The organism is Paracoccus zhejiangensis (assembly GCF_002847445.1).
GTDB lineage: Bacteria > Pseudomonadota > Alphaproteobacteria > Rhodobacterales > Rhodobacteraceae > Paracoccus > Paracoccus zhejiangensis.
In genome coordinates, this window is sequence record NZ_CP025430.1 from 1,962,371 (window position 1) to 1,978,959 (window position 16,589).

The window sequence follows — 16,589 nt, forward strand, 5'->3', positions numbered from 1 at the left end:
GCGCGGCCGAGGGCCGGCGGAGACTCAGCCCTCGGCCGGCCTCAGACCCTCGACCAGCGTCACGAAGTGCTCGCCGCGTTTCTCGAAGTTCGGATACTGGTCGAAACTCGCCGCTGCCGGGGCCAGCAGCACCGTCTCGCCCGGCTCGGCCTCGGCGGCGGCGTGGGCCACGGCCTGCTCCATCGTCTCGGCGATCTCGTAAGGCGTCTGGCCGATCTCGAGGGCGAAATCGCGGGCGGAATGGCCGATGAGATAGGCTTTCGTCACTCGACCGAGGAAGGGCTGCAGCGCGGTGATGCCGCCCTCTTTCCCCAAGCCCCCGGCGATCCAGCGGATACGGTCGAAGGCCTGCAGCGCCTTGGCGGCCGCATCGACATTGGTGGCCTTTGAGTCGTTGACGTAACGCACGCCGCCGATCTCGGCCACCGTCTGGCTGCGATGCGGCAGACCCGAGAAGCTGTGAAACGCCGCCTCGATCTCGCGCGGGGCAAGGCCCACGGCGCGGCAGGCGGCATAGGCGGCGCAGGCGTTCTGATGGTTATGCGCGCCGGGCAGACCCTTGACCTCGCGCAGATCGATCGAGGCCGCCTGACGGCCCTTTCGGTATTCCGACAGGAAGCCCTTCTTGGCAAAGACCGACCAGCCCGGCCCGTCGAGCTTGGTTTCCGACGAGATGCGGATCACCCGGTCATCGCTCGGCCCCATGGACAGCTGATCGGCGAGATAGAGCCCCTCGATCTCATCCACACCCACAACCGCACGATCCGGCCCGCCCTCGGCAAAGAGCCGGCGCTTGGCGGCGAAATAGCCGCCGAGGCCGGAATGGCGGTCCAGATGGTCAGGGGAAAGGTTGGTGAAGACGGCGACATCGGGGGTCAGCGCACGGGCCAGATCGGTCTGATAGCTCGAGAGCTCCAGCACCACGACCTCGCCATCCTCGGCCGGGTTCAGCGACAACACGCCGGTGCCGATATTGCCGCCCATCTGCGTCGGGCGACCGCATTCCTCAAGGATATGGTGGATCAGCGCCGTGGTGGTCGATTTGCCATTCGAGCCGGTGACGGCGATGACGCGGGGGATGCGGTCGAACTCGTTCCACTCATCGGTGGCGAAGCTGCGGAAGAACAGCCCGATATCATTGTCGACCGGCACGCCAAGCCGCATGGCCTTCTCGATCACCGGATGGGGCTTCGGATAGAGATGCGGGATGCCGGGGCTGGTGATCAGGGCGCTCACCCCGTCCCAACCTGCATCGCGGGTCAGATCAACGATCTCCCAGCCATCGGCGGCGGCAGCCTCGCGCGTGTCAACCCCGTCATCCCAGGCAATGACGCGGGCGCCACCGGCCTTCAGCGCGGCAGCGGTGGCCTTGCCCGAGCGGCCAAGGCCAAGAACGGCGATGGTCTGGTTTTCGACGCCTTCGACGGGAATCATTCTGTCACCTGCTGTTGCCGGGGGACTGCGCGTCCCCCGGTCCCCCTGCGGGATATTTGCGCCAAGATGAAGGCGGTGGGCAAGCGCACTAGCGCAGCTTCAGCGTCGCCAGACCGATCAGCGCGAGGATCAGGGCGATGATCCAGAAGCGAATGACGATCTGCGGCTCGGCCCAGCCCTTCTTCTCGAAATGGTGGTGGATCGGGGCCATCAGGAAGACCCGCTTGCCGGTGCGCTTGAAGTAGAGCACCTGGATGATCACCGACAGCGCCTCGACCACGAAAAGCCCGCCGATGATCGCCAGCACGATCTCGTGCTTGGTAGCGACCGCGATGGCACCAAGCGCGCCGCCAAGGGCGAGGCTGCCGGTATCGCCCATGAAGACGGCGGCGGGCGGCGCGTTATACCACAGGAACCCAAGGCCGCCGCCGATCAGCGCGGCGACGAAGATCAGGATCTCGCCGGTGCCCGGAACATGGTGGACGCCGAGGTAGTTGGTGAAGTCGACCCGGCCCACCGTATAGGCGATGACGCCAAGGCTGCCGGCGGCGATCATCACCGGCATGATCGCGAGCCCGTCCAGACCGTCGGTCAGGTTCACCGCATTGGCGGCTCCGACGATGACGATCATGGCGAAGGGGATGAAAAACCAGCCGAGGTTGATCAGCGCGTCCTTGAACACCGGCAAGGCCAGCTGCCCGGTCAGCTCGGCGGGCTGCAGATACATGGTCCAGGCGGCGGCGAGAAAGGCCAGAGCCAGCCCCAACGCCATGCGAATGCGGCCCGAAACACCCTTGGTGTTCATCTTGCTGACCTTGGCATAGTCATCGGCAAAGCCGATGGCCGCATAGCCCGCCGTGACCATCAGGATCATCCAGACATAGCCGGTATCGAGCCGCGCCCAAAGGAGCGTCGAGGTAAACAAAGCCGAGAGGATCAGCAGCCCCCCCATGGTCGGCGTGCCGGCCTTGACGAAATGGCTTTCAGGGCCGTCATCGCGGATCGGCTGGCCCTTCTTCTGGGTGCGGCGCAGATAGTTGATCAGCGGACGCCCGAAGATGAAGCCGAAGATCAGCGCGGTGAAGAAGGCCGCCCCTGCTCGGAAGGTGATATAGCGGAACAGGTTGAAGAGGTCGCCGCCTTCGGACAGGCTGCTGAGCCAATACAACATCTTCTAACCCCTTGTTACCGGCTGAGGCGTCTGCCCCGATTTGCGCAGCGCGTCAACGACCGTCGAGATCTTCGACCCTTTCGAGCCCTTGACCAGCACGATATCGCCGGCGGTGACCAGCTCGGTCGCACGGGCGGCCAGATCGGCGGCGCTTTCCGCCCATTCGCCGCGCTTTTCAGGAGGCAGCGCCTTGTGCAGGTGGCGCATCCTTGGGCCGGCGAGGTGGACCAGATCGATGCTGCCCATGGCCGGATCGCTGGCGACGGCGGCGTGCAGCGCCATCTCGTCCGGGCCAAGTTCCAGCATGTCGCCAAGGATCGCCACGCGGCGACCGCCGTGCAGCCCGGCCAGCGTGGCAAGGCCCGCGGCAAGCGAGGTCGGGTTGGCGTTATAGGCATCATCGATCAGGCGGATGCCGCCAAGGGTCTCGACCGCACCGCGACCCTTGGGCGGCAGCCAGTCGCCAAGGCGCTTGGCCGCCAGCTTCACATCCGCGCCCGCCGCCGACAGCGCGGCCAGAACGCCGATGGCGTTCATGGCGAAATGCGCGCCGGTGGTCTGCAGGGTGAAATCGACGATCTGCCCGGTGATGTTGGCGTGCAGCCGCAACACGCCATCGCCCGGCATGATCTTCAGGGGTTTGGCAACGCCCTGCGCGCCAAAACCCACGACCAGCGCACCGGCAGCATCGGCGGCATCGCGCAGGATCGGTGTGGTGCCGAGGTCTTCGGGGATGATCGCCGTGCCCATCGGCAAAAGCCCCTCGAAGATCGCGCCCTTCTCGCGGGCGATGCCCTCCAGCGCGCCGAAGGCCTCCATATGCGCCGCCGCAATGGTGGTGATCATCGCCACATGCGGCCGCGCCATGCGGGCCAAGGGAGCGATCTCGCCCGGATGGTTCATGCCAAGCTCGATGATGGCGAAATCGGTGGCGGCGGGCATCCGCGCCAGCGTCAGCGGCACGCCCCAATGGTTGTTGTAGGAGGCTTCGGCGGCGTGGATGCGGCCCTGCCCGACGAGCGCGGTGCGGGCCATGTCCTTGGTCGAGGTCTTGCCGACCGAGCCGGTGATGGCGATGACCTTGGCCTGCGTCCGCGCGCGACCGGCGCGGCCCAGGGCTTCCAGCGCGGGCAGCACCTCAGGCACGATCAGCAGCGGCGCGGTGGGCGCGACCCCTTCGGGAATGCGGCTGACAAGCGCGGCGCTGGCACCCTTTTCCAGCGCCTGCGCGACGAAATCATGCCCGTCGCGTTCGGCCTGCAGTGCGACGAAGAGATCGCCCTTTTGCAGAGTGCGGGTGTCGATGCTGACACCCGAAGCGGTCCAGTCGCCCTGTGCGCGGCCACCCGTGGCGGCTGCGGCGTCGGCTGAGGTCCAGAGGCTCATATCTTGCCATCCAGTGCCGCGACGGCGACCGAAGCCTGTTCGGCATCGTCAAAGGGATAGACATCCTGACCGATGATCTGGCCGCTTTCATGGCCCTTGCCTGCGATCAGCAGGGCATCGCCCGGCTGCAGCGCATCGACACCGCGCAGGATCGCCTCGGCCCGGTCGGCAACCTCGGTCGCCTCGGGGCCGGCGCCCGCCATGACGGCGGCGCGGATCAGCGCCGGGTCCTCGGTGCGGGGATTGTCGTCGGTGACGATGACCACATCGGCGAATTGCCGTGCCGCCTCGCCCATCAGCGGGCGCTTGCCGCTGTCGCGGTCGCCCCCTGCCCCGATCACCACCACGATCCGGCCCATGACATGCGGGCGCAGCGATTGCAGCGCCGCGATCACCGCGCCGGGCTTGTGGGCGTAGTCCACGAACACTGTCGCGCCATTGTCGCGCCGCGCCGCCAGCTCCATCCGGCCGCGCACCGTGGTCAGGCCGGAGAGCGCCGGGATGATCTCGTCCGCCGTATTGCCGGCAGCCATGACCAGCCCCATCGCGGCGAGCACGTTCTCGGCCTGGAACCCGCCGATCAGCGGCAGGCGCACCAGATAGGGCTTTCCGCTGATCGAGAAGCGCAGGTCCTGCCCGGTGGCGTCATAACGCTGATCGAGGATGCGCAGATCGGCGCCCTCGGCCTTGCCATAGGTGGTCAGCGTCAGGCCGCGATCCTTGGCAATGCCCGCCATCTGGCGGCCACGCTCGCCATCGACATTGATGACCGCCTTCGCGCCTTCTTCCAGAATATGGTTGAACAGCAATGCCTTGGCGGCGAAGTAGTCATCGAAGTTTTTGTGGTAATCCAGGTGGTCCTGGCTGAAATTGGTAAAGGCGGCGGCTTCCACCCGCACCCCGTCCAGACGCCGCTGGTCGAGCCCGTGGGACGAGGCTTCCATCGCCGCATGGGTCACGCCGGCCTCGGCGGCTTCGGACAGGATGCGGTGCAGCGTCAGCGGATCGGGCGTGGTATGGGCCAGTTTCGCCTGATAGTCGCCCTGCACCCCCATCGTGCCAAGCGAGATCGCGCTGCAGCCGAGCGCCTGCCAGATCTGCCGGGTGAAGCTGGCGACCGAGGTCTTGCCGGCGGTGCCGGTGACGGCCACGACATGCTCGGGCTGGGTCTCGAACCACAAGGCGGCGGCACCGGCCAGCGCGGCGCGCGGGTCCTCGGCGATGATCAGTGCACCGGGCCAGCCTTTCAGCACATCGGCCGCGATCTCGGCGCCCTTGCGGTCGGTCAGCACGGCACCCGCGTCCATGCGCAGCGCATATTGGATGAAATCGGCACCGTGGCGTTCCGACCCCGGCAGCGCGGCGAACAGGTGGCCGGGGCGCACCTGCCGGCTGTCCAGCGAAATGCCGGTGATCTGCGGGTCGCGCCCGTCCCTTGCCCTCAGCCCCAGATCCGAGAGCTTCTTGTCGCTAATCGTCACAGTCCCTGCCACCCGTCAGTTATTTGCGACGAGCTTTACTGCAGCAGGGGCGGTCTGTTCAACACGCGGCTCGAAGCGAGCAGCGATCTCGGGCAGCTTTTCTTCGGTGATCGGCGCCAGGCCGACCAGCGGCGCCAAACGGCGCAGCAGTTCGGCCGCGACCGGGGCGGCGGTGACGCCGGCGGTGCGGGCCTCGCCGCCACCGCGGTTGATCGAGGGCTCGTCAAGCGTCACCAGCAGCACATATTGCGGGTTCGACGCCGGGAAGACCGAGGCGAAGGTCGAGACCACCTTGTTCTCGTAATAGCCACCGCTCGGGCGCGGCTTGTCGGCGGTGCCGGTCTTGCCGGCGATTTCGTAGCCCGGCACTTCCGAGGCGCGGGCGGTGCCGCGCGTCACCACCTGGCGCAGCATCGAGATGGCCAGATCGGCCGCCTGCGGTGACAGCACCTGCGCGCCCTCGGGGCGGGTCCGGCGATGGACCAGCGTGGGCGTGACCTTGCGGCCGTCATTTGCGATGGTGGCATAGGCGGCGGCAAGGTGCAGCGGGCTGGCGGCCAGACCGTGACCGAAGGCCACCGTGGCCGAGGTGACGGCGGGCCAGCGGGTGGGGACCAGCGGCTTGCCGGTCGGGGCCTCGACCATCTCGATCGGCGTCGGCTCGAAGAAACCCAGCTTCTCGAGGAAGTCCTTCTGCCGGTCGGGGCCGAGGATCTGGGCGATCCGCACCGTGCCCACGTTCGAGGATTTCACGATGATATCGGTGACCGACAGCTGCCCGCCGTAATTGTGGAAATCGTTGATGCGATACTTGCCGATGCGCATCGGGCTCGAGGCATTGATCATCGTGTTCGGGTTGATCAGCCCCAGGTCCATCGCCTGCGCCACCGGGAAGATCTTGAAGGTCGAGCCCAGCTCATACTGGCCCTGCACCGCCCGGTTGAACAGCGGGCTGTCCGACGGATCGCCCTTCAACAGCGGCTTCGGCCGGTCGTTGGGGTCGAAATCCGGCAGGCTCGCCATGGCGACGATCTCACCGGTCTTGACCTCCATCAGTATTCCGGCGGCACCCTTGGCGTTCATCACGCTCATGCCCGAGGCCAGCACCTCCTCCATCGCCGCCTGCGCGGTCAGGTCGATGGAAAGCGCCAGCGGTGCGCCCTCGTTCGCAGGATCGCGCAGCCAGCCGTCAAAGGCCTTCTCGACCCCGGCGACGCCCAGAACCTCAGCGCTGCTGACGCCCTCCTTGCCGAAGGCCGAGCCGCCAAGGATATGGCTGGCGATATGGCCGTTGGGGTAAAGCCGCATCTCGCGCGGACCGAACAGAAGCCCCGGCTCGCCGATGTCATGCACCTCCTGCATCTGCTCGGGGCTGATCTTCTTCTTGATCCACAGGAACTTGCGATCGCCGGTCAGGTCCGTGCGCAGCCGCGCCGGGTCGAGATCGGGGAAGATCCGGGTCAGCTGGGTGATGGTGTTCTCGGCATCGACCAGCTGATGGGGATGGGCATAAAGCGAATAGGTCAGCAGGTTCGTTGCCAGCACCATGCCGTTGCGGTCGGTGATGTCGGCGCGTTGCGACATGATCCGCGCGGTCGAGGCCTGGGCCTGCGGTTCCACCGGCTCGCTGGCGGCAAGGCTGCCCATTCGGACGCCGACCGTGCCGAAGGCACAGATGAACACGGCGGCCATCAGGATCAGCCGGCCCTCGGCACGGCGGCGGGCCTTGTCCTGGATCTCGGCATGGCGGCGGGCGCGGTTCTCGGCCTCGATCTCGTCGGGATCGGCGCCGGTTTCACGCGCGCGCAGGATGCGGGCCAGCGGGCGAAGGGGGGTACGGATCATGGTTGAACCTCGCTCGACGTCGGGACGAGCATCCCGGCGGCACGATCACTGATGAATTGCGGGCGCGCCTGCGGACGCTTGGGCGGCACCGGCGGCGGCGCGGGATAGTCGATCTGGGCCAACTGCACGAACTGCCCGGCCTCGATCGGCACCAGCCGCAGCCGGTCGAAGTTCAGGTTCACCAGGTCGCGCAGCCGCTCGGGCCGGTTCAGATAGGCCCATTCAGCGCGCAAGACGCCCAGATCCTCGCGCATCTGGCCGATCTCGCGCTGGACCTGCCGCATCTCGTCGATGGCCGCCTGGGTGCGGTAGTTTTCGCGATAGGCCCAGAAGGCCAGACCCATCACCGCCAGAACACAGGACAAATAGATAACCGAGCGCATCACGCCCCCCCCATGGCCGGCAGTCTTGGCAGTCCAAGCGTGGCCGCATCGGCGCGGCCGGCAGGCGCGTCGGTGCGGATGGCGACGCGCAAGAGGGCCGAGCGCGCGCGGGGATTTCCGTCCAGTTCGTCGGGATCGGGACCGATGGCCTTGCGGAAGGGCAGCTTGAAGGCGGCGGGCGCCGTCTCGGCCTGCGGGGCATAGCGGCTGCCGCCGCCGGCAGCATTGGCGCGGGCCTGCATGAAACGCTTCACGATGCGGTCTTCCAGCGAATGGAAGCTGACCACGGCCAGCTTGCCCCCGGCGCGAAGCGCACGCTCGGCGGCCTCGAGCCCGGCCAGAAGCTGGCCGAATTCGTCGTTCACCCAGATGCGGATGGCCTGAAAGCTGCGGGTCGCCGGGTGGCTTTGGCCTGGCTTTGCGCGCGGCAGGCAGGAGGCCACGATCTCGGCCAGTTCGGCGGTGCGGGTCAGCGGCCGGGCGGCGACGATGGCGCGGGCGATGCGGCGCGCGGCGCGTTCCTCACCATAGTGATAGAGCACATCGGCGATCTGGCTTTCCTCGGCGCTGTTCAACAGATCGGCGGCCGAGGGGCCGCTGTCGCCCATGCGCATGTCCAGCGGTCCATCGCGCAGGAAGGAAAAGCCGCGCTCGGCCTGATCGAGCTGCATCGAGCTGACGCCAAGGTCCAGCACCACGCCATCGACCGGCTCGCCCGCGAGTTCATCCAGATTCGAGAATGTCCCCTCAACCAGACGCAGCCGGTCGCCATACTGGCCCTTCCAGCCCTCGGCCATGCGAAAGACCGAAGGGTCGCGGTCGATGCCGATGACCTGATCGGCGCCGGCCTCCAGAAGCCCGCGCGCGTAACCGCCGGCGCCAAAGGTGCCATCGACCCAAGTGCCCGAGACGGGATCAACCGCCCTGAGAAGCGACTTCAGCAGGACGGGGATATGCGGCTGTGCCATGGCTTTACCCCTCGTCCCGCGCCAGCGGCGGCGGCAACAGGGACAGCGGATCGGCGCCGGGTTCGAAATCGGGTATCCGCGCCTCGAGCGCCTCGGCCTCTTCGGCATAGATCTCGGGCGTCCAGAGCTTCAGATATTCGCCCGAGGCGATGAAGAAGGCGCGGTCGGCAAGGCCGATCTTCTCGCGCAGCTTCAGGGGCAGCAGCAGCCGCCCGTCATTGTCGATCTCGGCCTCTTCGGCAAAGCCGTTCATCGTTGCTTCCAGCACGCCCCGCTCGGGGCTGCCGCGCGGCATCCGGTCGATCTGGCGGTCAATATCCTCGATCGCCTCGATGGTATAAAGCTGCAGATGGGTTTGCTTGCTGGAGCCGTAGACGATGACCAGTTGCGGGCGACCGCCGGCCTGCCAATCGGGATCGCACTGCTCGAAGACGCGACGGAACTTGGCCGGAATCGAAACGCGGCCTTTCGCGTCGACCTTGACCTCTTCCGAGCCTCTGAACCTGCGCGCCACCGGGGCCTGCTCCTTACCTCACCGTCCACTCTTCCGGTCGCCCGAAAGAGAAAGGGCGGATCGAGCCGCTGCCACTGCTCGATCCGCCGCCCTCGTTCCCATTCCTGGGCCCCGATTTTCGGGGTTGGCCTGGCCCTTGCGCGCCACCTGGGGGAGGTGCTGCTCGCGCGCCGGGTCGGCGATATTGGAAAACGGGTGCCTGTATGAAGCCTGCTTCGCCTTCCGGGGTCTTGATGCCCCTTCACTGCCCGTCTTCGTGATTCAGTTGTGACATGGGATTATATGGGACGCAATGGAAATTTGCGGGCAGCCTTGGGTCACGACTACCTCGATTGCATCGAACGAGGCAAGAACATTACGATTGACGGTCGCTGTCGAGCATAATTATTGCGCACATTTGAGACAAACACACTACATTTAGTGCAGACCGATCGGTCTGAAAAAAGTGGCGCAAAATCCCAGCCCAAGCCAGATGCTGCGCCCCAGCCCGGCTCTACACGGAAATTCCCGGCGGAATCACGCCGGATCACAGGCCGGTGATTCGGATTTTCGGGTCCAGTGGGGCGAATTCCCAGAGCTGGACCGCCGTCCCGCCAAAGTGGGTCAGAATCCCAAACGGTCCCGCAAAGCGTACCAGCTCATCCCCGCGACCAGCAGCGGACTGCGCAGCATGGCGCCGCCGGGGAAGTTGTGGCTGGGCACCGCGGACATGGCATCAAACCCCGCCGCCTGCCCCGCCACGGCATTGGCCATCAGCTTGCCCGCCAGCGTCGCCAGCGCCACGCCATGACCGGAATAGCCGCTGGCCGACAGCGCATTCAGCGCCGGGCGGGTGAAATAGGGCATCCGGTTCATGGTGATCGCCAGCGTGCCGCCCCAGCCATGGGTCAGCGCCACATCCTTGAGGCCCGGATAGACCGACAGCAGATGCGGCCGCACCTTCGCGCGGATGTCCTTCGGGAAGCGATAGCCGACCGATTCCCCACCGCCAAAGATCAGCCGCCTGTCCTCGCTGAGCCGCCAGTAATTCACCACGAACTTGGTATCGGCGACGGCGATGTTCTGGGTCAGCACCTCGGCGGCGCGATCCCCCAGCGGTTCGGTCGCGACGATGTAATTGTTGATCGGCATGACCCGCCGCGCCACCGGGGCGCTGAGCCGGCCAAGATAGCCATTCCCCGCATAGATGACCTGATCGCAGATCACCCGCCCGGTATCGCAGCGCACGATGGTCTTGCCCGTCGCCTCGCGCGCGTGCTCGACATGGTGGACATGGCTGTTCTCGTAAAGCCGCGCCCCCGCATCGCGGGCCAGCCGCGCCATGCCGATGGCGAGGTTCAGCGGATGCAGATGCCCTGCCCCGCGATCCAGATCCCCGCCGATATAGGCGTCCGAGGGCACTAGCGCGCGGAAGGCGTCGCGGTCCAGCGGCTGCACCTTGTCGTAGTCGTAATGCCGGGCCAGATGCCCGGCCAGCTTGCGGGCATGGCTGACCTCATCGGCGCTGCGGCAAGCATGGGCAACGCCATCATGCACCGGCACATCCGCCGCCCAGGCCAGGCCACGGGTCAACGCCTTGGCCTCTTCGGCCAGATCCCACAGCCGCCGCGCCTGATCGCGGCCGAGGTTCTTCTCCAGCCAGTCGACCTCCTGCCGCTGGCCCGAGCCCAACTGCCCGCCATTGCGTCCCGAGGCGCCAAAGCCCACCCGATGCGCCTCGACCAGCACCACGTCCAGCCCTGCCTGCGCCAGATGCAGCGCCGCCGAAAGGCCGGTATAGCCGCCGCCGATCACCGCCACATCGGCCCGGGTCTCGCCCTTCAGCTGCGGGAAAGGCTCCAGTGGGTCGCGGGTCTCGGCATAGAGGCTCTGCGGGTATTCCCCGCGCCGGTCATTGACATAAAGCAGGTCCAAGGCCGCCTCCGCTTGCCCGGCCCTTCCCCGGACCGTTCCGCCTTTCTGCCAGAGCCCGGCGCAAAGCTCTAGGCCCCCGGCATTGGCGCGTTGGTCCTGTCAATCCAGTCGCGGGAACCCCAGTGTTCTATTTTATCGAACATATTTATAATTGTTCGTTCTGATTTGTGAACTATCTTTCGATCATCGGCAGGGAAGACCTGACAGGCCCCTGCCCCCAACCAAAGCGACTGAAAGGAAATGCGATGAGTGCTCCTGCCAATTTCAACGGCGCCAAGCCGGTCATCAATCCCGATGATGCGGTGCTGCTGCTGATCGATCACCAGAGCGGGCTGTTCCAGACCGTGAACGACATGCCGATGACGACGCTGCGCCGCCATGCCGGCGCTCTGGCCTCGATCGCGACGCTGGCAAACATCCCGGTCATCACCACGGCTTCGGTACCGCAGGGCCCGAACGGCCCGCTGATCCCCGAGATCCACCAGAACGCGCCCCATGCCGTCTATGTCGCCCGCCGCGGCGAGATCAATGCCTGGGACAACCCGGCCTTCGTGAAGGCGGTCGAGGCCACCGGCCGCAAGACCCTGATCATCGCCGGCACCATCACCAGCGTTTGCATGGCCTTCCCCGCCATCAGCGCCATCGCCGAGGGTTACAAAGTCTTCGTGGTGATCGACGCCTCGGGCACCTATTCGAAGATGGCCGAGGAAATCACCCTCGCCCGCGTGGTGCAGGCCGGTGCGGTGCCGATGGATACCGCCGCCGTTGCCTCGGAGATCCAGAAGACCTGGCACCGCGACGACGCCGAGAAATGGGCCGAGATCTATACGAAGATCTTCCCGGAATATCAGCTGCTGATCGAGAGCTATGCGAAGGCCCGCGAAGTCGAGCACGAGGGCGAAGAACTGGATTCGGCGAAAGGCTGAACTAGACGGACCAACACGAAAGGGGGCGCAATGCGCCCCCCTTTTTTTCACCGTTCAGCCGAGATTTTAGACGTTCAGCAGCAGATGTTCCCGCTCCCAGGGCGAGATCACCTGCAGGAATTCCTTGTACTCGTTCCGCTTCACCGATTCGTAGACCGAGACGAATTCGTCACCCAAGACGCCCCGCATCGGCTCGCTCTCGACCATGATGTCCAGCGCGTCGCCAAGCGTCAGCGGCAGCTCGTCCTCGGACATATAGGCGTCGCCCAGACATTCGGCGCGCGGGTTCTCGGCCTCGATCAGACCCAGATAGCCGCAGGCCAGCGATGCGGCGATGCCGAGATAGGGGTTGCAATCCATCCCCGCCAGCCGGTTCTCGATACGCCGCGCTTCGGGGCCCGAGATCGGCACGCGCAGGCCGGTGGTGCGGTTGTCGCGGCCCCATTCCAGATTGATCGGCGCGGCGAAGTCGGGGACATAGCGGCGATAGCTGTTCACATAGGGCGCCAGCAGCGCCACGGCGGCGGGCAGGTGTTTCTGCATCCCGGCAATGAAATGCATGAATTCCGGCGTCTCGCGACCGCGTTCGTCGGAAAAGATGTTCTGGCCGGTCTTCAGATCCACCACCGAGTGATGGATATGCATGGCGCTGCCCGGCTCGCCCTCGATGGGTTTGGCCATGAAGGTGGCAAAGCAGTCATGGCGCAGCGCGGCCTCGCGGATCAGCCGCTTGAAATAGAAGATCTCGTCGGCCAGCGCCACCGGATCGCCGTGGTTCAGGTTGATCTCGATCTGCCCGGCCCCGCCTTCCTGCAGGATGCCGTCGATCTCGAAACCCTGCGCCTCGGCGAAATCATAGATGTCGTCGATGACCTTGCCATATTCGTCCACCGCCGACATGGAATAGGCCTGCTTGGCCGCCGCGCGCCGGCCCGAGCGGCCCATGGGCGGGATGATCGGCTGGTTCGGGTCGATGTTGCGGGCGACGAGGAAAAACTCCATCTCGGGAGCGACGATGGGTTTCCAGCCCTTCTCCTCGTAAAGGCTGACGATCCGCTTCAGCACGTTGCGCGGGGCGACCGGCACCGGCTTGCCGGCCTGATCGAAGACGTCATGGATCACCTGCACGGTGTAATCCGCCGTCCAGGGAGCGGCGGTCGCCGTGCTGAAATCCGGCGTCAGGATCATGTCGGGTTCGGTAAAGGCGCCGGTCGGGTTATCGGCCCATTCGCCGGTGATCGTCTGCAGGAAGATCGAGTTCGGCAGGAAGAACTTGTCCTGCCGGGCGAATTTCGAGGCCGGCATCGCCTTGCCCCGGGCGACCCCGGCAATGTCGGCGACGATGCATTCCACCTCGTCCAGCCGGATGTCCTTGATATAGTCCTGCGCGGCTTTGGGGATGCGCGCGATCCATTCGGGTTGGGTCATGTTTCCTCGAGCGCACGGGCCGGCGCGGGATGCGGGCCGGTCAGCGCGTTTGCGACGCCGGCAGGATCAGCCGGCGACCTGTTTTGCCCGGCCGGAACACCGGACCGGGCTTCCGCGAGAGTCGCGGGACATGGCGTCATGCAGCACCGCGGGCAGCGCTGCGGGGTTGTTTGAAGAAGGCCTCGATACGGTCGGCCAGCCCGGCATTGTCATTCTGCTGCCCCATCCGCGCCTCGGCGGCATCCAGAAGCTCCTGTGCCACCTTGCCCTTGGCGCGATGCTCGATCAGGCCACGAATGAAGGTGTCGTCAAACTCGGGATGGGCCTGCACGGTATAGGCACGGTCGCCATAGACCAGCGCCGCATTCTCGCAGAAGGCATTGCGGCCGACGATCTCGGCCCCCTCGGGCAGGCTGACCACCTGATCCTGATGCCAGGCGTTCAGCGTGACCTTTTCGCCCTCGAAATCGTAATCCTGCGCCCCCACGGCCCAGCCATCGGGATTCTTGATGACTTTGCCGCCAAGCGCCTGCGCGATGATCTGGTGCCCAAAGCAGACGCCGACCATCGGCACGCCCTCGGCATAGGCGCGGCGGATGAAATCCTCGAGCGGCGGGATGAAGGCGTGATCCTCGTAGGCGCCGTGGCGCGAGCCGGTCAGCAGCCAGCCATCGGCATCGTGGATGGTCGCGGGAAACTGCATCTCCTCGACATGAAAGGTGCGGAAGTCAAAGCCGCGATCGGCCAGCAGCTTCACGAACATGTCGGGGTAGTCCCCAAGCGAAGCTTTCAGAACGTCCGGGGACTGACCGCATTGAAGAATGCCGATGCGCATGTGGGGCCTGTAGATGAACAATTCCTGTAACCTATGCCCGTCCCCCCCTTTGCCGCAAGGGGGACCGCAGCGAGTGACGGAACGGTTCAGGGGACCGGCGTCTCGCCCGACAGCAGGCGCGCGGCCTTGGCGCTGTCGATATTCCCGCCCGAGAGGATCACCGCCACCCGTTTACCCGCCTGCCGGTCGCGTTCGGCCATCAGCGCGGCCAAAGCCGCCGCCCCTGCCCCCTCGGCGATGTTATGGGTATCGGTGAACAGCGCCCGCGCCGCGTCGGCAATCTGCGCATCGCTGACTGCCACGATCCGCGACGCACCCTTGCCATAGATCGCCAGCGCCTCGGCCACCGGCACCCGCACCGCCATGCCATCGGCGAAGGTGGTGGCACTGTTCGTCTCGACCACCCGCCCGGCCTCGACCGACAGCTTTGCCCCGGCTGCACCTTCGGCCACCACGCCGACCACTTCCGTCTCAAGCCCCAGCGCATCGCGGGCAGCGATCACCCCGCAGATGCCCGATCCGCAACCGATGGGGACATAGACCGTATCGAGCGGCGGGGCGTCGTTGAACATCTCGAACCCATAGGTGGCGACGCCCCGCACCAGCTCGCGGTGGAACGGCGGCACCGGGAACAGGCCCTCGGCCTCGGCGGCGGCCATGGCGGCCAGCCGCGCCTCGTCGAAATCGTCGCCATGCTCGCGCAGCTCGGCACCATAGGCGCGCATGGCGGCGTTCTTCTCGGGCGAATTGCCGCGCGGCACATAAATGACGGCGCGCAGACCCGCCGCCGTCGCCGCCCGCGACTGGCTCTGGCCGTGATTGCCGCGCGTGGCGGTGATGACACCGGGACAATCGGGCTGTGTCCGCCGCAGCCAGTCGATCAAGGTGATGCCGCCCCGCACCTTGAAGGCGCCGGTGGGCAGGTGGTTCTCGTGCTTGACCCAGACCTCGGCACCGATCCGCGTGGACAGCTGCGGCCAGTGATGGGTCGGCGTTGCCGGCACCTGCGCGTGAACCAGCGCGGCCGCCTCTTCCAATTCCCTGCGATCGAACATGGCACCCCCTCTGTCGCGGGCAGGCTAGCCAGCCCGCTTCTGCACCGCAAGGCGGACTGGTCGGCCCTCGCTGGCCGCGCTAACCTGCGCCCAACCCTGACGGAAAGGACCCGCCATGCCCGGACTGCGCCCCGAGATCGACCCCGATGGATTGCAGGAATTCTCGGTCGTCTTCACCGACCGTTCGCTGAACCATATGTCGCAGAAGTTCCAGCGCGTCATGCGCGGGCTGAACGACACGCTGAAAGGCGTCTACAAGGCCGATTCCGTGGCCATCGTGCCGGGCGGCGGCACCTATGCGATGGAATCGGTGGCCCGGCAATTCGCCCGTGGCGGCCATGCGCTGATCGTCCGCAACGGCTGGTTCAGCTATCGCTGGACGCAGATTTTCGAGGCCGGGGGCTTTGCCGGGGAAACCACCGTGGTCAATGCCCGGCCTGCCGGCAACGAGGCCAAGCCCGCCTATGCGCCCCCACCCATCGAGGAGGTCGTGGCCCGCATCCGCGAGGCACGGCCCGATGCGGTCTTTGCGCCCCATGTCGAGACTTCCGCCGGGCTGATCCTGCCCGACGATTACATCACCGCCATGGCGGCGGCGGCGCATGAGGTCGGCGCGCTGATGGTGCTCGATTGCATTGCCTCGGGCGCGATCTGGGTCGACATGGCGGCAACGGGCGTCGATGTGCTGATCTCGGCCCCGCAAAAGGGCTGGTCCTCGACCCCTGCCGCCGGGCTGGTGATGTTCTCGGCCGAGGGCGCGCGGCGGCTGGCCGAGACCGAAAGCGACAGCTTCGCGCTCGATTTGACGAAATGGCGCGCGATCATGAAGGCCTATGAAGACGGCGGGCACGCCTATCACGCCACCATGCCGACCGACTCGCTGCTGGCGCTGCACGCAGCGATGGCCGAGACCGAGGCGCTGGGGTTCGAGGCGGCGCGGGCGGCGCAATGGCAGCTGGGCGACAGCGTGCGCGAGATGCTGGCCGAGAAGGGCATCCGCTCGGTGGCCGCACAGGGCTTCGGCGCGCCGGGCGTGGTGGTCAGCTATACCGACGATCCCGAGATCAAGACCGGCAAGAAATTTGCCGCCGAGGGGTTGCAGATCGCGGCCGGGGTGCCGCTTCAGGTGGGCGAAGGCGATGGCTTCTCGACCTTCCGGCTTGGCCTTTTCGGCCTCGACAAGCTGAAGGATGTCGCCGGAACGCTGGCGCGGCTCAAGCCGGCGGTGGACAAGCTCCTCTGACCCCTA

General features: G+C 66.3%; 14 protein-coding genes. 2 read left to right on the forward strand and 12 right to left on the reverse strand.

Features of this window, described 5'->3' with window-relative positions; translation table 11 throughout:
• Positions 1-24 precede the first annotated feature (24 nt).
• From murD to CX676_RS09560, 9 genes are all read right to left on the reverse strand, one after another.
• Entirely contained in the window at positions 25-1,488 is a 1,464-nt protein-coding gene (murD, locus tag CX676_RS09520) for a UDP-N-acetylmuramoyl-L-alanine--D-glutamate ligase (protein WP_157936000.1), read from the reverse strand.
• A 34-nt stretch (positions 1,489-1,522) separates the two neighbouring features.
• Positions 1,523-2,605, reverse strand: a complete 1,083-nt coding sequence (gene mraY / locus CX676_RS09525; RefSeq protein WP_101752404.1) for a phospho-N-acetylmuramoyl-pentapeptide-transferase — start codon at positions 2,603-2,605, stop codon at positions 1,523-1,525.
• A 3-nt stretch (positions 2,606-2,608) separates the two neighbouring features.
• On the reverse strand, positions 2,609-3,991 hold the full coding sequence (locus CX676_RS09530) for a UDP-N-acetylmuramoyl-tripeptide--D-alanyl-D-alanine ligase (protein ID WP_101752405.1): 1,383 nt from the start codon (positions 3,989-3,991) through the stop codon (positions 2,609-2,611).
• The gene (locus CX676_RS09535; protein ID WP_408634484.1) at positions 3,988-5,472 is read right to left on the reverse strand and encodes a UDP-N-acetylmuramoyl-L-alanyl-D-glutamate--2,6-diaminopimelate ligase; all 1,485 of its coding nucleotides are present in this window, start codon (positions 5,470-5,472) and stop codon (positions 3,988-3,990) included. The genes CX676_RS09530 and CX676_RS09535 overlap by 4 nt, the downstream gene beginning before the upstream one ends.
• A gap of 15 nt (positions 5,473-5,487) precedes the next feature.
• The gene (locus CX676_RS09540; RefSeq protein ID WP_101752406.1) at positions 5,488-7,317 is read right to left on the reverse strand and encodes a peptidoglycan D,D-transpeptidase FtsI family protein; all 1,830 of its coding nucleotides are present in this window, start codon (positions 7,315-7,317) and stop codon (positions 5,488-5,490) included.
• The gene (gene ftsL, locus CX676_RS09545) at positions 7,314-7,700 is read right to left on the reverse strand and encodes a cell division protein FtsL (RefSeq protein ID WP_232816635.1); all 387 of its coding nucleotides are present in this window, start codon (positions 7,698-7,700) and stop codon (positions 7,314-7,316) included. The genes CX676_RS09540 and ftsL overlap by 4 nt, the downstream gene beginning before the upstream one ends.
• A complete protein-coding gene (rsmH, locus tag CX676_RS09550) occupies positions 7,700-8,668 on the reverse strand; it encodes a 16S rRNA (cytosine(1402)-N(4))-methyltransferase RsmH (protein WP_101752407.1) in 969 nt (322 codons plus the stop codon). Before rsmH ends, ftsL begins: the two co-directional genes overlap by 1 nt.
• A 4-nt stretch (positions 8,669-8,672) precedes the next feature.
• On the reverse strand, positions 8,673-9,182 hold the full coding sequence (gene mraZ, locus CX676_RS09555) for a division/cell wall cluster transcriptional repressor MraZ (protein ID WP_101752408.1): 510 nt from the start codon (positions 9,180-9,182) through the stop codon (positions 8,673-8,675).
• Between the two features lie 603 nt (positions 9,183-9,785).
• On the reverse strand, positions 9,786-11,096 hold the full coding sequence (locus CX676_RS09560) for an NAD(P)/FAD-dependent oxidoreductase (protein ID WP_101752409.1): 1,311 nt from the start codon (positions 11,094-11,096) through the stop codon (positions 9,786-9,788).
• 245 nt (positions 11,097-11,341) lie between these two features.
• Here CX676_RS09560 and CX676_RS09565 point away from each other — a divergent pair, with 245 nt between their 5' ends.
• On the forward strand, positions 11,342-12,022 hold the full coding sequence (locus CX676_RS09565) for a hydrolase (protein WP_101752410.1): 681 nt from the start codon (positions 11,342-11,344) through the stop codon (positions 12,020-12,022).
• 66 nt (positions 12,023-12,088) lie between these two features.
• Here CX676_RS09565 and CX676_RS09570 read toward each other — a convergent pair whose 3' ends face one another.
• From CX676_RS09570 to CX676_RS09580, 3 genes are all read right to left on the reverse strand, one after another.
• Entirely contained in the window at positions 12,089-13,450 is a 1,362-nt protein-coding gene (locus CX676_RS09570; protein ID WP_101752411.1) for a glutamine synthetase family protein, read from the reverse strand.
• A gap of 136 nt (positions 13,451-13,586) precedes the next feature.
• Positions 13,587-14,285 carry a type 1 glutamine amidotransferase gene (locus tag CX676_RS09575; protein WP_101752412.1) on the reverse strand — a complete coding sequence of 233 codons (699 nt, stop codon included), beginning with the start codon at positions 14,283-14,285 and terminating at the stop codon, positions 13,587-13,589.
• An 86-nt stretch (positions 14,286-14,371) separates the two neighbouring features.
• Positions 14,372-15,340 (reverse strand): threonine dehydratase, encoded by a 969-nt coding sequence (locus CX676_RS09580; protein ID WP_101752413.1) that lies wholly within the window; start codon positions 15,338-15,340, stop codon positions 14,372-14,374.
• A gap of 115 nt (positions 15,341-15,455) precedes the next feature.
• Between CX676_RS09580 and CX676_RS09585 the strand changes: the two genes are divergently transcribed.
• Entirely contained in the window at positions 15,456-16,583 is a 1,128-nt protein-coding gene (locus CX676_RS09585; RefSeq protein ID WP_101752414.1) for an aminotransferase class V-fold PLP-dependent enzyme, read from the forward strand.
• Positions 16,584-16,589 lie beyond the last annotated feature (6 nt).